General features: G+C 72.5%; 19 protein-coding genes and 1 riboswitch. Of the genes, 10 read left to right on the top strand and 9 right to left on the bottom strand.

The window, feature by feature from the left end:
• Nucleotides 1-14: 14 nt before the first annotated feature.
• The 3 genes from ABGB01_RS24325 to ABGB01_RS24315 are packed head-to-tail and all read left to right on the top strand — an operon-like array spanning nucleotide 15 to nucleotide 4,515.
• Entirely contained in the window at nucleotides 15-1,154 is a 1,140-nt protein-coding gene (locus ABGB01_RS24325) for an exonuclease SbcCD subunit D (protein ID WP_347775851.1), read from the top strand.
• Complete coding sequence (locus ABGB01_RS24320) at nucleotides 1,154-3,574, top strand: SMC family ATPase (RefSeq protein ID WP_347775850.1); 2,421 nt, start codon at nucleotides 1,154-1,156, stop codon at nucleotides 3,572-3,574. Before ABGB01_RS24325 ends, ABGB01_RS24320 begins: the two co-directional genes overlap by 1 nt.
• Nucleotides 3,571-4,515 carry a hypothetical protein gene (locus ABGB01_RS24315; RefSeq protein WP_347775849.1) on the top strand — a complete coding sequence of 315 codons (945 nt, stop codon included), beginning with the start codon at nucleotides 3,571-3,573 and terminating at the stop codon, nucleotides 4,513-4,515. The genes ABGB01_RS24320 and ABGB01_RS24315 overlap by 4 nt, the downstream gene beginning before the upstream one ends.
• Before the next feature lie 21 nt (nucleotides 4,516-4,536).
• Here the strand turns inward: ABGB01_RS24315 and ABGB01_RS24310 are convergent, their stop codons facing one another.
• From ABGB01_RS24310 to ABGB01_RS24285, 6 genes are all read right to left on the bottom strand, one after another.
• A complete protein-coding gene (locus tag ABGB01_RS24310; RefSeq protein ID WP_347775848.1) occupies nucleotides 4,537-4,959 on the bottom strand; it encodes a VOC family protein in 423 nt (140 codons plus the stop codon).
• 79 nt (nucleotides 4,960-5,038) lie between these two features.
• Complete coding sequence (locus ABGB01_RS24305) at nucleotides 5,039-6,685, bottom strand: protein kinase (protein ID WP_347775847.1); 1,647 nt, start codon at nucleotides 6,683-6,685, stop codon at nucleotides 5,039-5,041.
• Complete coding sequence (locus ABGB01_RS24300) at nucleotides 6,682-8,319, bottom strand: serine/threonine-protein kinase (RefSeq protein WP_347775846.1); 1,638 nt, start codon at nucleotides 8,317-8,319, stop codon at nucleotides 6,682-6,684. Before ABGB01_RS24300 ends, ABGB01_RS24305 begins: the two co-directional genes overlap by 4 nt.
• 624 nt (nucleotides 8,320-8,943) lie before the next feature.
• Nucleotides 8,944-9,270 carry a hypothetical protein gene (locus ABGB01_RS24295; RefSeq protein WP_347775845.1) on the bottom strand — a complete coding sequence of 109 codons (327 nt, stop codon included), beginning with the start codon at nucleotides 9,268-9,270 and terminating at the stop codon, nucleotides 8,944-8,946.
• 59 nt (nucleotides 9,271-9,329) lie between these two features.
• The gene (locus tag ABGB01_RS24290; protein ID WP_347775844.1) at nucleotides 9,330-10,544 is read right to left on the bottom strand and encodes an ATP-binding protein; all 1,215 of its coding nucleotides are present in this window, start codon (nucleotides 10,542-10,544) and stop codon (nucleotides 9,330-9,332) included.
• A complete protein-coding gene (locus ABGB01_RS24285; protein ID WP_347618732.1) occupies nucleotides 10,541-11,197 on the bottom strand; it encodes a response regulator transcription factor in 657 nt (218 codons plus the stop codon). The genes ABGB01_RS24290 and ABGB01_RS24285 overlap by 4 nt, the downstream gene beginning before the upstream one ends.
• Before the next feature lie 144 nt (nucleotides 11,198-11,341).
• On the opposite strand from ABGB01_RS24285, the gene ABGB01_RS24280 reads away from it, so the two are divergent.
• The 4 genes from ABGB01_RS24280 to ABGB01_RS24265 are packed head-to-tail and all read left to right on the top strand — an operon-like array spanning nucleotide 11,342 to nucleotide 14,968.
• Entirely contained in the window at nucleotides 11,342-11,878 is a 537-nt protein-coding gene (locus ABGB01_RS24280) for a hypothetical protein (protein ID WP_347775843.1), read from the top strand.
• Nucleotides 11,878-13,026: a peptidoglycan-binding protein gene (locus ABGB01_RS24275; RefSeq protein WP_347775842.1), complete on the top strand. Its 1,149-nt coding sequence runs from the start codon at nucleotides 11,878-11,880 to the stop codon at nucleotides 13,024-13,026. The genes ABGB01_RS24280 and ABGB01_RS24275 overlap by 1 nt, the downstream gene beginning before the upstream one ends.
• Complete coding sequence (locus tag ABGB01_RS24270; RefSeq protein WP_347775841.1) at nucleotides 13,023-13,748, top strand: ABC transporter ATP-binding protein; 726 nt, start codon at nucleotides 13,023-13,025, stop codon at nucleotides 13,746-13,748. The genes ABGB01_RS24275 and ABGB01_RS24270 overlap by 4 nt, the downstream gene beginning before the upstream one ends.
• Nucleotides 13,748-14,968, top strand: coding sequence for an ABC transporter permease (locus ABGB01_RS24265; protein ID WP_347775840.1), 1,221 nt, complete (start codon nucleotides 13,748-13,750; stop codon nucleotides 14,966-14,968). The genes ABGB01_RS24270 and ABGB01_RS24265 overlap by 1 nt, the downstream gene beginning before the upstream one ends.
• A gap of 87 nt (nucleotides 14,969-15,055) precedes the next feature.
• Here ABGB01_RS24265 and ABGB01_RS24260 read toward each other — a convergent pair whose 3' ends face one another.
• Genes ABGB01_RS24260 through ABGB01_RS24250 form a run of 3 tightly spaced genes read right to left on the bottom strand, consistent with a single transcriptional unit; the run spans nucleotide 15,056 to nucleotide 16,793 of the window.
• Entirely contained in the window at nucleotides 15,056-15,568 is a 513-nt protein-coding gene (locus tag ABGB01_RS24260; RefSeq protein WP_347647139.1) for a VOC family protein, read from the bottom strand.
• A gap of 13 nt (nucleotides 15,569-15,581) precedes the next feature.
• The gene (locus ABGB01_RS24255; protein WP_347775839.1) at nucleotides 15,582-15,764 is read right to left on the bottom strand and encodes a hypothetical protein; all 183 of its coding nucleotides are present in this window, start codon (nucleotides 15,762-15,764) and stop codon (nucleotides 15,582-15,584) included.
• 42 nt (nucleotides 15,765-15,806) lie between these two features.
• A complete protein-coding gene (locus ABGB01_RS24250; RefSeq protein WP_347775838.1) occupies nucleotides 15,807-16,793 on the bottom strand; it encodes a rod shape-determining protein in 987 nt (328 codons plus the stop codon).
• Nucleotides 16,794-16,916: 123 nt separating this feature from the next.
• Here ABGB01_RS24250 and ABGB01_RS24245 point away from each other — a divergent pair, with 123 nt between their 5' ends.
• From ABGB01_RS24245 to ABGB01_RS24235, 3 genes are all read left to right on the top strand, one after another.
• Complete coding sequence (locus tag ABGB01_RS24245) at nucleotides 16,917-17,486, top strand: class I SAM-dependent methyltransferase (protein WP_347775837.1); 570 nt, start codon at nucleotides 16,917-16,919, stop codon at nucleotides 17,484-17,486.
• 75 nt (nucleotides 17,487-17,561) lie between these two features.
• Nucleotides 17,562-17,762, top strand: a complete 201-nt coding sequence (locus ABGB01_RS24240) for a DUF5302 domain-containing protein (RefSeq protein WP_132601313.1) — start codon at nucleotides 17,562-17,564, stop codon at nucleotides 17,760-17,762.
• Between the two features lie 162 nt (nucleotides 17,763-17,924).
• A riboswitch (cyclic di-AMP (ydaO/yuaA leader) is annotated at nucleotides 17,925-18,059 on the top strand.
• A gap of 177 nt (nucleotides 18,060-18,236) precedes the next feature.
• A complete protein-coding gene (locus tag ABGB01_RS24235; RefSeq protein ID WP_347775836.1) occupies nucleotides 18,237-18,764 on the top strand; it encodes a hypothetical protein in 528 nt (175 codons plus the stop codon).
• Nucleotides 18,765-18,791 lie beyond the last annotated feature (27 nt).

Here is an 18,791-nt window from a genome sequence, read left to right as displayed (position 1 = left end):
CCACAGGTGATGACGTGAAGATCCTGCACACCGCGGACTGGCACGTGGGCAAGGTGCTCAAGGGCCGTTCCCGCCTCGACGAGCACCGCGCCGTGCTGCGCGAGCTGGTCGCCGCCGCCCGCGACCACGACGTGGACGCCGTCATCGTGGCGGGCGACCTCTTCGACACCTCCGCGCCCACGCCCGAGGCGCAGGCGCTGGTGCTGAACGCTCTCATGGCCCTGCGCGGCGACGGCCGCGACGTGGTGGTGCTGGCGGGCAACCACGACAACCCGCAGCTGCTGGAGGTCTACCGGCCGGTGCTCGGCAAGCTGGGCCTGCACGTCATCGGCAGCTTCCGCCGCCCCGACGCGGGCGGAACGCTGGCCTTCACCGCCCGCTCGGGCGAGCCGGTGCGGCTGGCCGTGCTGCCCTTCCTGTCGCACCGCTACGTCGTACGCGCCGCCGAGGTGCTGGCCGGCACGGCCGCCGAGCACAACCGCGACTACGCCGCCCGCATCGCCGAACTGATCGGCGCGCTGACGGCCGGCTTCCACGGCGACACGGTCAACCTGGTCACCACGCACGGCACGCTGCCCGGCGGCGCGTTCGGCGGCGGGGAGCGGCAGGCCCAGTCGATCTTCTCCTACTACTTCGAGCCGACCGCCTTCCCGCCGTCCACCCAGTACGCCGCCCTCGGCCACCTGCACCGCCGCCAGCAGATCCCGGGGCCGTGCCCGATCTGGTACAGCGGCTCGCCCCTCGCCGTCGACTTCGGCGAGGAGGGCAACACCCCCGGCGCGCTGCTGGTGGAGGTCTCGCCCGGCCGCCCGGCCGTGGTGCGGGAGCTGGCCTTCGGCTCGGCCCGCAGGCTGCGTACGGTGCGCGGCACGCTGGACCAGCTGGAGGGCCTGGAACAGGGCGACGACTGGCTCAAGGTGATCGTCGAGGAGAAACCCCGCGTGGGACTGGCCGACGACGTCCGCGAGCTGCTTCCGGGGGCCGTCGACGTCATGCTGGACGAACGGTTCAGGCCGGTGCCGGCCACGCGCAGGACCGGCTCGGCCGACCGTGGCGCCGGCGAGTTGTTCCGCGAATATCTCACCGCCACCGGGCGGCACGACGACCAGGTGGCCGCGCTGTTCGACCGGCTGCACGACGAGGTGACCAGCTGATGCGCCCGCTGCTGCTCCAGCTCGACCACTTCGGCAGCTTCCGCGAGCCGGTGAGCGTCGACTTCTCCGACACCGAGTATTTCGCGCTGGTCGGCCCGACCGGCGCGGGCAAGAGCACGATCATCGACGCGATCTGCTTCGCCCTCTACGGCACCGTGCCGCGCTGGGGCAAGGAGAACGTCATCGCCCACGCCCTGGCGCCCTCGGTGTCCTCGGGGAAGGTGGCGCTGGTCTTCGAGAGCGGCGGCCGGCGCTACGGCGTGGTCAGGGCGATGGTGCGCGACAGCAAGGGCGCGGTGCGTACCAAAGAGGCCAGGATCGACGAGCTCGACCCCTCGGCCCTGCTCGACCAGGCCTACGACGCGGTGGTCAGGCCCCTGGCCGAGGGCGAGAACGTCACCCCCGAGGCGCAGCGGGTGACCGGGCTGGAATACCGGTTCTTCACCCAGTGCGTGGTGCTGCCGCAGGGCCGCTTCGCGGAGTTCCTGCACGCCGCGCCCCGCGAGCGGCAGGACCTCCTGGTGCAACTGCTCGACGCCGACGTCTACGAGCTCATCAGGCAGCGGGCCGTGCAGGAGGAGGAGCAGGCCAAGCGCGACGCCGCCTTCGCCCGCGACCAGCTCGGCAAGCTGTCGGGCGCCACGGCGGAGGCCGAGCAGGAGCTGGCCGACCGGCTGGCGGCGCTGCGGCGCCTGGCCGAGACCATCGGCGCCGACCTCGACCTGCTGCGGGCCCGCGAGGCCGACATCCGGCGGGCCGAGCAGGAGCGCGCAGCCGTGGCCGAACGCCGGTCGGTGCTGGCGTCGCTGCGGATGCCGGACGCGGTGCCGACGCTGGCCTCGGCCCGGCGGGCCGCCGCCGAGTCGGTGGAGGCGCTGGCCGCCGAGGTCGCGACGCTGGAGGCCGACGACCACGAGGCGTACGAAGCGCTGGCCGCGCTCGGCGACCGCGGGGCGCCCCGGGCGGCGCTGGCCGCCCTGGACGCCCGCGAACGGCACGCCGCGCAGGCCGCCCGCGCCCGCGCGGAGGCGGTGGCCGCGGCGGAGCCGCTGCCCGGCCTGGCCGCCGAGCGGAAGGCCGCGGAGCAGGCGCTGGCCGCCGCCGAGACCCAGCGCGAACGCCTGCGCGACGCCCACGCCGCCGCGCACCTCGCGCCCCGGCTGGCCGTGGGCGAGCCCTGCCCGGTCTGCCGGCACCCGGTCGCCGAGCTGCCCCGCCACGAGCCGCCCGCCGACATCCGCACCGCCGACCGCGCCCTCGCCGGAGCCCGCGACCGGGCCGAGCGCGCCACATCCGCCCACGCCAGGGCCGAGGCGTCGGCGTCGATGCTGGCCGGGCAGGCCGACCGGCTGGAGTCCGAGCTCGCCGCGCTGCCCGCGCCCGGCGACCGGGCCGAGCTCGAAGGGCGGCTGGCCGCGATCGGCAAGGCCGAGGAGGTCGCGGCCCAGGCCCGCAACGCCTTCCGCGCCGCCCGGGGCAGGCTCGACCGCGCCCGCAAGGAAGCCGAGCAGGTCGAGCGGCAGGCCGAGTCCGCCTGGCGCACCCTCGAGTCCGCCCGCGACCGGCTGCTCGTCTCCGGCGGACACGACGACCGGCCGCCGCCGCTCACCCGCGACGACCTGCACCGGGCCTGGACCGACCTGCTCGGCTGGCGCGACCGGGCCGCGCAGGCCGCCCAGGCGGCGCTCGCGGCCTGCGACGAGCAGCTCGCCCAGGCCGGCGACACCCTGGCGCGCGAGCGCCGCAAGGTGTCGGAACGCCTGGCCGAGCACGGCGTCGTCCCGCCGCGCGACGCCTCGCCCGACCAGCTCGGCGCCGCCGTCGCCGGGGCCGCCGCGCGCGTGGAGAGCGCGCTCGACCGCGTCAGGGACGACCGCAGACGCGCCGCCGACCTGGAGGAGCAGATCACCAAAAAGGAGCACGAGGCCAAGGTCGCCCACGAGCTGGCCCTGCGCCTGCGCGCCAACGCCTTCGAACGATGGTTGTGCGCCGAGGCTCTGGCGGTCCTGGTCGCGTCGGCGTCCGAGACGCTCCGCGAGCTGTCCGACGGCCAGTACGAGCTGACGCTCAGCGACAAGACCGGCGACATCGAGGTCGTCGACTTCGGCGAGGCGGGCATGCGGCGCAGCGCCCGTACGCTGTCCGGCGGAGAGACCTTCCAGGCCGCGCTCGCCCTGGCCCTGGCGCTGTCCGGGGCGGTCGCCAGAGGGCTCGACTCGATCTTCCTCGACGAGGGCTTCGGCACGCTCGACCCGGCCACCCTCGACACGGTGGCCACCACCCTCGAACGCCTGGCCGCCGGCCAGGACCGCATGATCGGCGTCGTCACCCACGTCCCCGCGCTGGCCGAACGAGTGCCGGTACGCTTCGAGGTCAGGCGCGACGCCAAGGGCTCCCACGTGCGGAAGGCGGCCACGTGACCGGTTTCACCGTCGACCCGTGGGATCCCGGCTACGCCGCGGCCCTCGCCGTCGAGGCCCTGTCCGAGCTGGGCTCCACCAGCGCCGAGCTGGTGCTCGACGTCGAACGCCCGGCCGCCGACTGGAAACCCGTCACGCCGGGGCCCGACGCCGACCCGCCGCGCACCCTGCTGGTCGCCGACGGCGTCCGCAGGATCGACGCCCGCGTGTGGGTGCACGACCCCGGCTCGCCGATGCCCGTGCCCGGCATCGCCGCCTCCTACGCCGCGGGCATCGTCAGGTGCGGGCAGGACGGCGCCGACCTGGCGGAGATCCAGGTCAACCGTACGCTGATCTCCGCGTCGCCGGACACTCCCGAGGTGAAGACCGGCCACGCCCTCTACCGCGCCGGCAAGGCCGCCGACTCCAGCTTCGAGGAGCTGTCGCTGGCGCTGCAGCGCCAGGTCACGCAGCTGGAGGTCGACCTCGCCGTGCGCCACCGGTCCGCGAGCGACGACCTGCTGCTGGTGGACGGACCGCTACGGGGCCGCACCCACCTGCCGCGCACGGTCGGCTACATCAAGACCCACCACACCGCCTACCTGCCGCCGCCGCAGTCGGCGGTGGTCGCCGCGCTCGCGCCGGGGCAGCGTACGCCGGTGTTCCTCATGGGCACGAGCTGGCGGCGGCACGCCTGGTACGTACGCCTGCCCGTCAGATCGACCGCCCCCTGGGCGGGCGTGGCGCGCTGCGAGGCCGGCGCCGACCTCGACCCCGCGCAGGTGGTGCGGCTCGCCGACGCGCTCACCCTGGCCCTGCCACCGCTGGCCGGGGTCGACTACAAGGACCCGCGCGCGCCCCAGAACCTGGTGCCGATCGGCGGCCTGGAGAAGCTGCTCCGCCACCACCTGGGCGACGCGCGCCTGCTCTACCGCGCGTTGCGCAACGCCGCCCGCGGTTAGCCCTGCTCTTCGAGCGGCTGCTCAGTCGGCCGCGAACACCTGCGCGTCGTCGGCGAACGCCTTGAACTCCAGGGCGTTGCCCGCCGGGTCGAGCAGGAACATCGTCCACTGCTCGCCGGGCAGCCCCTCGAACCGCAGGTACGGCTCGATGACGAAGGCGGTGCCGGCCGCGCGGAACCGGTCCGCCAGCTGCTGAAATTCCGGAATCGTCAGGATCAGCCCGAAGTGCGGGACCGGCACGTCGTGGCCGTCCACCGGGTTGTGCACCCGCTCCGAACGCGCGGGCGCCAGGTGCGTGACGAACTGGTGGCCGTGCAGGTTCCAGTCGATCCAGATGTCGGAGCTGCGGCCCTGGGCGCAGCCGATGAGCTCGCCGTAGAAGTGGCGGGCGTTGTCCAGGTCGTCGACGGGCACGGCCAGGTGGAAGCGGGGAATCATGGGCATCGGGAACGCCTGCCTTCCGATAGTGGCACGATCACACGCCCACCCTGCCCCTCCGCCGCCCCTTGACGCCAGCGCCCGCCTACCAGCCCTCGTCGAAATCGCAGATCTTCACCGTGGCGCTCTTCCTGGTGCGCGTCGGCTCGACCACCTCGAAGACGACGCTGTACGTGCCCTCCTTCTTCCACACGATCGACGGCAGAAGCGGCTTCGACGACGCGTTGCCCACCTTCGCGCCCTGGCTCTGGCCGTTGAGCAGCCACCGGTAACTGTAGGAGCCGGTCGCCGACACCTTCGCCCAGATGTTCATGTCGTAGCGCCAGCAGTCTCCGATCCGGATGCCCTCGTAGTCGAACGACACCGAGGTCACCCCGCCCGCCTGCCTCGTCCTGGTGGGTTTCGCGGTGGTGGGCCGGGCGGACGGCTTCGGCGTGGTCCTCGTGCTCTTCGCAGGCGTCGGCGTGGTCCGGGTCCTGGTCCTGGTGGGTTTCGGGGTCTTCCTGCCGGGGCGCCGGCCGGCCGACGGGTCCAGCGGCCTGGGCGACTGCTTCGTGTCCGCGACCGTACGCGAGCCGGTGGGGGAGGAGGGCGCGGCGACGGGGGCGGTGGTGGCGCCGGCGTCGCCGGGCGGCGTGGGAAGCACGACCCAGGCGGCCGCCAGCCCGCCCGTCACGACCAGCGCGGTCGCGCCGGCGAGCAGGGCCATGCCGAGCCGGTTACGGGACACCGGGCGGGTGGGACCGGTCCGGCCGTGCGGGCCCTCCGGCGACGGCCACCCGCGCCTTCCCGCCGGAGGCGGCGCGACCGGCGGACCACCGGCAAAGGGGGCCCGGGCCGGGCCGCCGGGGAAGGGCGCCTGGGACGGGTCACCAGGGAAGGGAGCTTGGGACGAGCCGCCGGGAAAGGGCGCCAGGGACGGGATCGGGCCGCTGACGGGAGAGTGCCGCTCGTCAGGGGCGGACGCCCTGGCCTGGGGCCGGCCGCTGATGAGCTGGAACAGTACGTCCTGCATGGCCGGCCGGGCGGCCGGATCCTTGGCCAGGCAGCCGTACACGATCGAGCGCAGCGGCTCGGGCACGTCACCGAGGTTCGGCTCGTCGTACTGGATCCTTCTGAGCACCGCGGGCAGCGAGTCGTTGCCGAACGGCGGCGCGCCCGTGGCGGCGTACACGATGACCGAACCCCAGGCGAACACGTCGGCGGCGGGCCCGGCGACCGCGCCGAGGAACTGCTCGGGCGCCATGTACGCGGGCGTCCCCACGATGCTGCTGGTGCGCGTCACCGCGGCGTCCATGGCACGGGCGATGCCGAAGTCGATGACGCGCGGGCCGTCCCGTCCGAGCAGGACGTTCGCCGGTTTGAAGTCGCGGTGCACGACGCCGGCCCGGTGGATGGCGGCCAGCGCGGTGGCCGTGGCGACCGCCAGCCGCTGCAGGTCGGCACCCGTGTGGAGGCCGGCCCGCTGGAGCGAGGGCCCTTCGACGTACTCGGTCACGATGTACGGCCGCGCGCCCAGCGAGGCGTCCAGGACCTGCGCGATGCAGAACGGCTCCACCCGCCGCGCCGCCGCGATCTCCTTGGCGAAGCGGCCGTCGCCTGGCACGCCCTCCCGCAGCACCTTGATCGCGACCCGCGTCCCGTCGGGGGCCGTGCCGAGGTAGACCACTCCCTGGCCGCCCTCGCCGATCTGCCTGACGACCCGGTACGGGCCGATGGCCTCCGGCGTCACCAGGTTTCCAGCGCGCAGACGCTGAACGACATGCTCTTGCGCGCCGAGGACGGCGAGCTGACCTTCAGGGTCACGGTGTGGCGTCCCGCGGGCAGGTTCCACTGCCTGGCGGTCACGAACGCGGTGTAGTCGTCCTCGGGCACCCAGGACTTGCCGCTCTCCTTGGTTTTGCCGTCGACCAGCCACGCGTAGGAGACCCACACCTCGCGCCTGGTCGACTCCACGTAAGTCTGGACGTGCACCGGCGGCATGTAGCAGCCTCCGGACTCTGACTGGCCGGGGCCGCCGATCAGCTCGAGCGCGAGAATGCTGGCCGTGGCGTTCGTGACCGGCTTCTTGGTGGTACGGGTGCGGGACGGCGTCGGCCGCGCCGTGGTCCGCTCGGGCGTCGCCGTGGGCGTGTGCTTGGGAGTGCCGACGGGCTTGGTCGTACGGCGGGCGGGGGGCTTGGTCTTCTTGGGGGTGCGCTTCGGGGTGGTCGACGGCGTGGGCTTCGCGGTGGGGGTGGTGGTGCTGGGGGTGGGCGCGGCGACCGGCTTCTCCTCCCGCGTACCCCATCCCGGGGCGACCCAGACGATCCCGCCGATCAGCGCCGCTACGACGACACCCGAGACACCCGCCACCAGGGGCACCGCCAGCCCTCTACGGCCACCAGCCCTCCGCACGCCCGGCCCGCCCGGGTGCGGCCCGCCCGGGTGCGGTCCGGCCGGCATGCCTCCGTGCTGCGCGGCCCTTCCCGGCAGGGGACCGCTCCCAGGCCGGCCGGCTCCTGGCACGTGTGCTGGACCGGCCCCCGGCACGTGCGGGGGCAGGTGCATCGGGCCGGAGCCGCCCGCGTGCGGCACGGGCGGGTTGTTCCCGCTCAGCAGCCGCAGCAGCACCTCACGCATGGTCGGCCGGGCCCGCGGATCCTTGGCCAGGCAGTCGTACACGACTGAGCGCAGCGGATGCGGCAGGTCGCCGAGCTGCGGCTCGTTGTTCAGGATCCGGTTGATGATCGCGGGCAGGGTGTCCTGCCCGAACGGCGGCGTGTCCGTGGCCGCCCACACCATCACCGACGCCCAGGCGAACACGTCAGCCGGCGGCCCCACCGGCTGTCCCGCCAGCTGCTCGGGCGCCATGTACGCGGGCGTCCCCACGATGCCGCTGGTGTGGGTGGCCGCGTCGTCCATGGCGCGGGCGATGCCGAAGTCGATGACGCGGGGGCCGCCTGGGCCGAGCAGCACGTTCGCGGGCTTGAAGTCGCGGTGCACGACGCCCGCCGCGTGGATGGCGGCCAGCGCGGTGGCCGTGGCGACCGCCAGCCGCTGCAGATCGGCCCCGGCGTGCCGGCCGGCCTCGTGCAGCGACGGGCCCTCGACGTACTCCGTCACGATGTACGGCCGCCGCCCCAGCGAGGCGTCCAGCACCTGCGCGATGCAGAACGGCTCCACCCGCCGCGCGTTCTCGATCTCCTTGGCGAACCTGTCGTCGAACCCGGCCCTCGAACGCAGCACCTTGACCGCCACCCGCGTGCCGTCAGGAGCCTGCCCGAGGTAGACGGTCCCCTGCCCGCCCGAGCCCAGCCGGCCGAGCAAGAGGTATGCCCCTACCGCCGTCGGGTCGTCCTCCCGCAGCGGTTCGACGTGCGCCATGAGAGAAATGACTCCTGAGACGGGTGCGGTAGATCTTTACGTACGATACCCACACGAAAGAAGTTTTGTAGCGAAGTTACTGGCCTGTAGGAAATCGCCGCCGCAGCCAGGAAATTCGGTCGCGGAGCCGCGTACGGGCGCCTATCGTGACAGCGCCGAACACGGACCAAGGAGGCCCGCCATGCACCGCGACGAGATGTCCTTTTGAGCCCACCAGCAAGCGCCGCCGGGGGTTCCCTCTAGCGAGACGCACGTCAAGCGCGGCGACCGGCGCGTCGGCCGCGACAAGGAGCTGATCGAGAAGCTCGGCGGCAAAGACCCGTGCCCCTGCGGCTCAGGGCGGCGCTTTCCGCCGCTGCTGCCGTCCGACCGGCCGCTATGACGACACGCTCGGCGACTACTACGTCCGCGACCGCCCGTAGAGCCACGACGGCGGCGGGACGCCGAGTTTTGTCGGTGGGGCCTGGCATGTCGACTCAATCGGCGGATGTCGGGCGGGCCCACGGCGGGCGGCTGTGTCGGGCGGCTGCGATCGCTCTGGGAGTAGGCCGTTCGATCGCCTTGGGGACCTGTTCCAGCGGCCCCTCCAACTCCGTCGCCCACTGACGGGGCGCAGCGGTCTGATCACGTCGACCGGCAGCCGAAGAGCTCGGCCACCGCATCGTCGGACAGCCGGGAGATCGCCCGCGCGGCAGCATCGATGGCGGACTGCTCCGCCGCTGCGGCGCGGTTGAGCTCCGCGTGTGCGGCCCGCCTCAGCGCTTCGCCCGCCCGGGCCTGCAACAGCTCGACATCGGCCGCGCGGTAATAGCGAACCACGAGAGTGCGGCCGTATTTCCTGACCTCCTCGACGGCGACAGGTGTCAGGCTGGTGTCGACAGCCAGCCTCACTTCCCAGACCGCGAGCCCGACTTCTTCGCGCACCCTTTGCAACCCCCAGCCACGCGCCATGTCCGTTACCTTTCCGGTCAGAGTGGTCGCGGAAAGTGTGCCGGACGGTTACGACACTTTTACGGTCCGTGGCGGGGGCGGGGGAGGGAGGCGATCACGACCAGGCCGCCGCCCTCGCGCGGCCGTGCCCGCACCTCGCCGCCGTGCGCGAGCGCCACCGACCGCACGATCGACAGGCCCAGCCCGGCGCTCTTCCCCGTGACGGTCCGTTCGGCCCCGTGCCGGTGGAAGGGCTTGAAGAGCAGGGGGACGTCGTACGGCGGCACGCTCGGCCCGGTGTTGCTGACCTCCACCTCGACCTTCCCGTCCGACACGGTACGGCTCACCACCCGCACCCATCCGGTGCCGTCGTCGAGGTTGTATCGGATGCCGTTCTCCACGAGGTTGTGCACGAGCCGTTCGAGCAGCAGCGCGTCCCCGGTGGTGGGGGCCTGCTCGGCGACCTCGTACATGGTGACCTTGGCTTCGAAGGCGTCGGACGAGGTGTGGGCGACCACGTGGGTCACCACGTCGGCCAGGTCGACCGGCGACCGGTCCGCGATGTGCTGGTCCGATCTGGCCAGCAGCAGCAGTCCGGAGATGAGGCGTTCGTGGCGGGCGTTGATCTCCAGCAGGCTCTCGCCCAGTTCCTTGACGTCGGGCGTGGCCGTACGCCGGTGCATGGCCAGCTCGACCAGGGCCCGGTTCAGGGTCAGGGGGGTGCGCAGCTCGTGGGAGGCGTTCGCGACGAACCTGCGCTGCCCGTCGAAGGAGTGGTCGAGCCGCTCGACCATGGTGTCGAAGGTGTCGGCGAGCTCCTTGACCTCGTCGTCGGGCCCGTCCAGGGAGATCCGTTCGTGCAGGCCGCGCTCGGCCATCGGGGCGGCGGCGATCCTGCGCGCCGTGGCGGTCACCTGGTGCAGCGGCGTCAGCACCCGGCCCGCCACCACCCATCCAAGCGTCACCGCGGCGGCGCCGACCACGATCAGCGCGATCGCTCCCTGGGTGATCAGCGACGTGACGGCGACGCCGCGCAACTCCATCTCCTGCTGCTCTATGAATTCCCTCGCGGCCTCGCCCGAGAGTTCGACCCCGTCGCGGAGAAGGAAGGTTTTCTTGAGCTTGCCGGGCTCCGGCGTGAACCGGCTCTCGAAGTACTGGTTGAGCTGCTGGTCGAACAGGAGATAGGTGACGCCGAGCAGCGTCAGCCCGGCGACCATGAACAGGGCGCCGTAGACGAGGGTGAGCCGCAGCCGGAGCGTCGGCTGCGGGCGTGGCAGGCGCGGGAAGATCATGCGATGCGATACCCCACTCCGGGCACGGTCTCCACGACGGGCGGGTCGGCGAGTTTGCGGCGCAGTTTCAGGATGGTGAGCCGGACCGCGCCGGTGAAGGGGTCGGCGTGCTCGTCCCACGCCTTCTCCAGCAGCTGCTCGGCGGAGACGACGGCCCCGTTCGCCCGCATCAGCTCGGCCAGGACGGCGAACTCCTTCTTCGACAACGGCACGAACCGCCCCTTCCTGTACACCTCCCGCCGCGCCGGGTCGAGCGTGATCCCGGCCCGCCGCAGCACGGGCGGCGTCGCGGGGCGGGAGCGCCGGCCCAGCGCCAGCACGCGGGCGGCCAGCTCGGGGAAGGCGAACGGTTTCGGTAAGTAGTCGTCGGCGCCGATGGACAGCCCGGTCACCCGGTCGTCGAGTTGCGCGGCGGCCGTCAGCATCAGCACCCGCGCGTCGGATTCCGACGCCACGAGCTGTTTGCACACGTCGTCGCCGTGCACGCGCGGCAGGTCGCGGTCCAGCACGACGACGTCGTAGTCGTTGACCGCGATGCGCTCCAGCGCGCTTTCGCCGTCGTGGGCCAGGTCGACCGCGTGGGTCTCGTCGCGCAGCCATTCGGCGATCGCGTCGGCGAGGATGCGCTCGTCTTCCACCACCAGTACTCGCATGGCGTACCTCAGGCCCTTTCATCCGATTACCGAGGCCGATTGTGGCGCAGGCGATATTCGCTCGAAGTAAGCCGAAAGGGAAACGCTGCGGAAACAGCGGGCTCTGTTGCATCTCCCCCGACGACAGTTCGATGGAGGAGAGCTATGCGAGGACGAGTCCTCAGCGCGCTGGCCGTGGCGCCGATCGCGTTCACCCTGGCCCTGACCGGATGCGGATCAAGCAGCGACGGCGGATCCGATGTGGCGTCGGTGAGCGGCGGCACCGGCAACCAGGCAGCGGCCACCAGCAAGCCCAGCGTGGATCCGCAGGAGCAAGGCCTGAAGTTCGCGCAGTGCATGCGCGAGAACGGCGTGGAGGTCCCCGACCCGGAGCCCGGCAAGGGCGTCAGGATGAAGCTGGAAGCGAAGGGCCCGGAGGATCGGGAGCGGGTCGAGAAGGCCCAGGAGGCCTGCAAGGAGTTCGCCCCGAGCGGGCAGAAGTCGGGCCAGGGCGACCCCAAGATGGGCGAGAACCTGCGCAAGCTCGCGCAGTGCATGCGTGACAACGGCGTCGAGAACTACCCCGACCCCGAGGGCGGCATGATGCGCATCACGGGTGAGGTCGGCAAGGACCCCGACTTCAAGGACGCGCAGGCCAAGTGCCAGAAGGAGTCCGCCGACGCCGGTATGGGAGATTCCTGATGACTCCGGCGACGGACCGGGCCACGCCCCTCGACGGGAAGGGGGAGCCCGATGCGACGTCCTCGCGCCGCCGCCGCGGCGGCCGGGGCAAGCTGGTCGCCGGCCTGCTGGTCGCCGTGGCCGTCGCCGGCGGCGGGTTGATCGCGGTGAACGGCGCCGGCCTGCTGGACGGGAAGGCCGGGCCGACGCAGCCGGCCGGCGCGCTGCCCCCGGCCACCACCGAGGTGACCGAGCAGACCCTGAACGACACCACGGACGCCGACGGCGAGCTGGGCTACGGCCCCGTGACCACGGCGGTGAGCAGGAGACCTGGCACGATCACCTGGCTGCCCGACAGCGGCCGGCAGGTCACCCGCGGCAAGTCCCTCTACCGGGTCGACAACGAGCCGGTCATGCTCATGTACGGCAAGACGCCCGCGTACCGCGACCTGAAGGCCGGCCTGGAGGGCGACGACGTCGAGGCGTTGGAACGCAACCTCAGCAAGCTCGGCTACGACGGCTTCACCGTCGACGACGAGTACACCTACGACACGGCCGAGGCCGTCATGGAGTGGCAGCAGGATCGGGGGCTGGACGAGACCGGAGTGGTCGAGCTGGGCCGGATCGTCTTCGCGCCCGGCAAGGTGCGGGTGGAGAGTCTGGAGACCGAGGAGGGCCAGCCGACCGCGCCCGGGCAGAAGGTGCTGACCTACACCGGCACGTCCAAGGTGATCACGGTCGAGCTGGACGCCGAGGACCAGCGGATGGCCAAGAAGGGCTCCAAGGTGGAGGTCACGCTGCCTGACGGCAAGAGCGTGGACGGCAAGGTGACCGAGGTCGCCACCGTCATCCAGCCCGGCGAGAGCCAGGACGCCGAGCCGGAGACCCGGCTGGAGGCGCTCGTCTCGATCGGCGACTCGAAGGCCGCCAAGGGCCTCGACAAGGCGGCGGTGGACGTGACGTTCACGGCCTCCAAGCGCGAGGACGTCCTGACCGTGCCGGTCGCGGCGCTCGTGGCGCTGCAGGAGGGCGGGTTCGGCCTCGAGGTCATCGAGGGAGGCAGGTCCCGGTACGTCGCGGTGGAGACGGGGTTGTTCGCCGGGGGCCGGGTCGAGGTCAGCGGCGACGGACTCGCCGAGGGCATGACCGTGGGGATGCCGACGTCATGACGTACCCCATGATCGAGCTGACGGACGTGTCCAGGACCTATCCCGGCGGCGTGGCGGCGCTGCGGTCGGTGTCGCTGCGGATCCGGCACGGCGAGCTGGCCGCCATCGTCGGGCCGTCGGGCTCGGGGAAGTCGACCATGCTCAACGTCGTCGGCACCCTCGACCGGCCCACCTCGGGGACCGTCCACATCGACGGTTACGACGTCTCGACGTTGTCGGACGGGCAGCTGTCGGCGTTGCGAGCCACCACGATCGGCTTCGTCTTCCAGTCGTTCCACCTCGCCGCGAAGATCCCCGCGCTGGACAACGTGGCCGACGGGCTCGTCTACACGGGCCTGAGCAGGCAGGAGCGGCGCCGCCGCGGGGCGGCCGCGCTGGAGCGGGTGGGGCTGGGACACCGGATGGACCACGAGCCGCACGAGTTGTCCGGCGGTGAACGGCAGCGCGTGGCCATCGCCAGGGCCGTGGCGGGCGACCCGCCGCTGGTGCTGGCCGACGAACCCACCGGGGCGCTGGACTCGGTGTCGGGGACGGGGGTGATGGAACTGCTGCACGAGCTGAACGCGAGCGGCACGACCATTTTGATCATCACGCACGACCGGGAGATCGCGGCCGGCCTGCCCAGGCAGGTGCGGATGCGCGACGGCCGGATCGTCTCCGACTCCGCCGCCGCCCCGCACGGCGAGCCCTGGCCCCGGCACGCCGGATCAGGGGTGGCGTGATGGCGGGCATCGAGGTGGCGCGGCTCAAACCGTCGCCGGCCAGGATGCGGCCGGGCGACGTCCTGCGGGTCGGCGCGGTCGGTCTGCGCACGCGACCGCTGCGGGCGTTCCTGTCGGCGCTGGGCATCGCGATCGGCATCGCCGCCATGGTCGGCGTCGTCGGGCTCTCGTCATCGTCGGGCGCCGAGCTCGACCGTACGCTGTCGGCGCTCGGAACCAACCTGCTCACCGTGTCGTCGGGCACCACGCTCATGGGCGAGGCGGCGCAGATGCCGAAGGACGCGGAGGTGATGATCGAACGCATCGGCCCCGTCGAGCGGGCGTCGTCGGTCGGGAAGGTCTCCGAGGCCAAGGTGTACCGGTCGGAGCAGATCCCCGAGGCACAGACGGGCGGCATCAGCGCGTACGCCGCGAGCCTCGACCTGCCCGCCACGGTGGGCGCGACCCTGAGCAGCGGCACGTGGCTGAACGCGGCCACCGAACGTTACCCCGCCGCCGTGCTCGGCTCCGTCACCGCCCAGCGGCTCGGCATCGGCGCCGCGGGAGCGGACACCCAGATCGTCGTCGGCGGCGTGCGGTTCACGGTCGTCGGCATCCTGAACCCGGTGGCGCTCGCCACCGACCTGGACAGCGGTGTCCTGATCGGCTGGCCGGTGGCGGAGTCGAGGCTGGACTTCGACGGCCACCCGACCACGCTCTACACCCGGTCGGAGGAGGCCAAGCTGGAGTCGGTACGGCAGGTGCTGGCCGGCACGGCCAACCCCGAGGCGCCGAACGAGATGGACGTCTCGCGCCCGTCCGACGCGCTGGCCGCCAAGCAGGCGACCAGCCAGGCGTTCGCCAACCTCCTGCTGGGCGTCGGCGCGGTGGCCCTGCTCGTCGGGGGCGTCGGCGTGGCCAACACCATGGTCATCTCGGTCCTCGAACGCCGTGCGGAGATCGGCCTGCGGCGGTCCCTGGGCGCCACGCGCGGCCAGATCCGCACGCAGTTCCTCGCCGAGTCGCTGCTGCTGTCCGCGATGGGCGGGAGCGGCGGGATCCTGCTCGGCATGGGCGTCACCATGGGGTACGCGCTCTACAGCGGCTGGCCGTCCGTGGTGCCGGCCTGGGCCACGGTGGGCGGCCTGGTGGCCACCCTGCTCATCGGCGCCGTGGCCGGCCTCTACCCGGCCATCCGCGCCTCCCGCCTCTCACCGACGGAGGCCCTGTCCACCCCGTGACCTGCCCATCCCTGTGAGCGGCCGGCACGGCTGGAGCGGCGTTCACCGGAGGGCCGGGCACGGCGCGGGTGGCGGGGCCGGCGCGCGTCAGGGGCGCCAGCGGCGCAGCCCGGTGTCCTGCTCGTACGGCTGCGCGTCCGGGTAGGTGACCAGCTCCACCACGCTGCCCCAGGGGGTGCGGCAGTGGACGAACCGGTTGCGCCCGCCCGACTCCGGTCCCGGCAGCGGCACCGGCTCGCCCATCGGCGACCCCCCGGCCTCGATCACCCGCTGGACCGCCGCGTCCACGTCGTCCACGTACAGGGCGACGTGCTGCCACCCCAGATCGCACATGAGGACCGGGTCGGCCTGCCGCGGCCCGCCGAACTCGAACAGCTCGATCCCGGGCCCGTTGGGCAGCCGCAGCATGCGGATCGCCACCTCGACCGTCCCCTGGGGCACCCCGAGGCGCCGCTCGACCGCCCACCCTCCCTTCGGTCCCCGCTCCTTGGGCAGGGTGTCGTAGAGCACCTCGGCCCCGAACGCGCGGGCGAAGAACTTCGTCGCCTCGTCGAGGTCGGGCACCGTCACCCCGACGTGGTCGATGCCGTGCACGGTCATGGACTGTCTCCCCTCACCGCCGCCGAGCCGCCGCCGGGCCGCCGCCGGGCCGCCGCCGGGCCGCCGCCGGGCCGCTGCCGGGCCGCTGCCGGGCCGCTGCCGGGCCGCTGCCGGGCCGCTGCCGGGCCGCTGCCGGGCCGCTGCCGGGCCGCTGCCGATCCGTCGTCGATCCGTCGTCGATCCGTCGTCGAGCCATCGTTGTCCTGCCGTCGTCGCGCCGTCCTCTCTCGCGCCGGCGTCACCGGCCGCGGAGCTTGGAGATCAGCCCCAGGTCCTCCGCGCAGCGGCCGAGCCCGAGCGCCACGGACTCCAGCGGCCGTTCCGCCCTGCTCACCGGAATGCCCAGCGCCGCCCGCAACCGCCGGCCGAGCCCGCGCAGCAGCGCGCCGCCGCCCACCACCACCGCGCCGCGGTCGGCGAGATCCACGGAGATCTCGGGCGGGCACTGTTCGACGGTCTCGATCGCGGCCCGCACGATGGACTCGATCGGCTGCCTGGTCGCCTCGTAGATCCGCTGCACGGGCAGCGGCACCGAGCGCTCGCGGCCGGTGTCGCTCTCGCGTCCGCGCACCGTGACCTGCCGGTACAGCGGCTTCCACGCGGTGCCGGCGCGCCGCTTGGCCGACTCGGCCTCCTCCTCGTCGAGTTGCAGGCCGTGGTCGCGTTCGACCTGGCGGATGATGGCCCGGTTCATGCCGTCGCCTCCGCCGGGGACCGTGGCGGCCGCGATCACGGAGCCGTGGGAGAGCACGGCGATCCGGGTGGTGTCGCGCCCGATGTCGATCACCATGCGCCCGGCGCAGTCCTTGACCGGCAGGCCGACGCCCAGCGCCGCCGCCAGCGCGTGCGGGATCAGCAGGATCCCCCTGGCCTCCGCCTCGAACGCGATGTCGCGCAGCGCCGCGCGCTCGATCGGGGTGGAGTTGTTCGGCAGCGCCAGCACGACGCGCGGCCTGGAGAACGGATGCCCGTGCACCTTGCGCAGGAAGTATCGGATCAGGTGCCGGGCGAGTTCGTCGTCGACCGGGAGGCCGCCGCTGACCGGCCAGCGTGTCTCTCCCCGCTCGCCCTGGGCGGCCTCGGCGCCGTATCCGACGACCCGGCCCGTGCGGCTGTCCAGCATGACGGCGGAGGGTTCGTCGAGCACGATGCCCTTGCCCTTGACGTAGATCCGGGTGCTCGCGGCACCCAGATCCATCGCCAGGTCATGACCGAACACGTTCATCACGGCACGTCCATAATGGCGCCTGGGGCGTCGACCAACATGCGGGGTGTATTTCCTGGGGCACTCCAACACAACACCAGGAACCGAACGGTCTCCCTTTACCCGGCGGCGTACGATTCGGTCGTGCTCGACTACGATCTTGAAGCCGCACATTACGACGAGACCCGTGGCGGTCTGCCGCGGGCCGAAGCCGCCGCCGAGGCGGTGCGCGCTCTGCTGCCCGGGGGCACGCTGCTCGACGTCGCGTGCGGCACCGGGCTGGTGAGCAGGGAACTGGCCGGGCGTGGCCTGCGGGTGCTCGGCGTGGACGCCTCCGCCGGCATGGCGCGGGTCGCCGCGGGGCGCGTGCACGTGGTCCTGGGTGACGGCCGCGCGTTACCCGTACGCGACGGGTCGGTCGACGCGGTCACCACGATCTGGCTGCTGCACCTGCTCGGCGACGCCCGTCCGGTGATCGCCGAGGCCGCGCGCGTGGTGCGGCCGGGCGGGGTGTACGTCACGACGGTCGACAAGCGCGCCGCCCACGGGTCCGGAGGCCGGCGCCGTCCCGCCGACGACCGGGAACTGGTCGTGGCGGAGGCGGTCCGGCACGGTCTGCGCCAGGCCGGCGAGACCACGTTCGTGGGTCACGGGCAGGGGCGGGACGGGCCGGACCCGGTGTTCCGGCTGCTGGCGTTCACCCGCGACGGGTGACAGGGCGAGGTCGGTTTCGCATCGAAAGCGACGCCGTGCGAAGCTGTGGTTGTCCCCAACACCGTGGAGGTCCTCATGGCGGAATCACCGGAGCCGGAAGTCAGCGAAACTCCCGAGGACGAGATGAAGCGCAAGTTCCGCGAAGCGCTGGAGCGCAAGCGCAACCAGCACGCGGGCTCCGGCGCTGGTGGCAGGGGCGTCGACCCATCGAAGATTCACGGGGCGCACGGCCCGGCTGCGAGTAAGAGATCGTTCAGGCGCAAGAGCGGCGGCTGAGCCGGAAGGACTGAGGGGGTACGGCATGCCGTACCCCCTTTCGTATTCCCGGGCTAGGTAGATCTTTGCCCGGTTCATGGCGAATCGTTTGCGTATGTCCGATTCGCTGCTAGAGTTGCCGCCATTACCAGCCGGTGACCTGGCCCTTACCCAAGAGAGGGCCTCCGGCTGGCGCCGAATCCCGACTCGATCGGGAACCGGGGACCCACCTCACTGGGGTGAATCCGGCTCGTGCCGGTAGGGCATCTCCACGCCCGAACCCGTCAGCTAACCCGGCAGGTGTGATGGAGAGGACATAACGCATGTATTACCGCGCCGTACCCCCGAATCGCGTAGCGCCGGCCGCCGCCTGAGCGGCCCCCCTTCCCCCTTTTCTTTCCCTCGCCCGATGTAGTCGCTCGAGCGTGCCGCAGCGCCGCGCCCTCTTGCCGGCGTGCCTCCCCCTCGTCCCCTCGCGAAGGACTTCACATTTTCATGTCTCCCCGTTTTGGCCTGCGTTCCCTTGCCCTGCTCACCGCCTCCGCCGTCGGCTCGATGAGCGTCGCCTGCACCGCGGCACACGCCGATCCAGGGTCCGAGAAGAAGGCCCTGTACAAGGGCTCCACCACGGCGTCGTACTTCTGGGACGACGGCTCGGGCAGGGCCGGCGACACCGGCCTGCCCGCCAGTGGCAAGCCGATGCAGAAGGGCATGGCCGCCAGCCCGAGCTGGCCGCTGCTGACCGAGGGGTACGTGATCTACAAGGGCAAGAAGATGCCCTTCTTCGTCGGGGACAGAGGGCCGGGGGAGCCCTCCAGTCGCGGCATCATGCTGGATCTCGACGCCAAGACGTTCGCCGACCTGACCGGCGGCACCTTCAACCCCCGCTCGCTGATGGTCAACGGCAACGGCGGCAAGGGGCACATCAAGATCGACTACGTCATCACCAAGTGGGGTGACGGCCTGGGCAAGAAGGGGCGGCCGGTGCCCTTCTCGACCGGCGCCTACGCCCGGCGAGGCTGACTTTACGAACGCGGCGCCAGAATGTCA

This window comes from Nonomuraea sp. B5E05 (genome assembly GCF_039880665.1).
Classification (GTDB): domain Bacteria; phylum Actinomycetota; class Actinomycetes; order Streptosporangiales; family Streptosporangiaceae; genus Nonomuraea.
The sequence above is the reverse complement of the archived record's forward strand: the minus strand, read 5'-3'. Positions and strand labels throughout refer to the sequence as shown.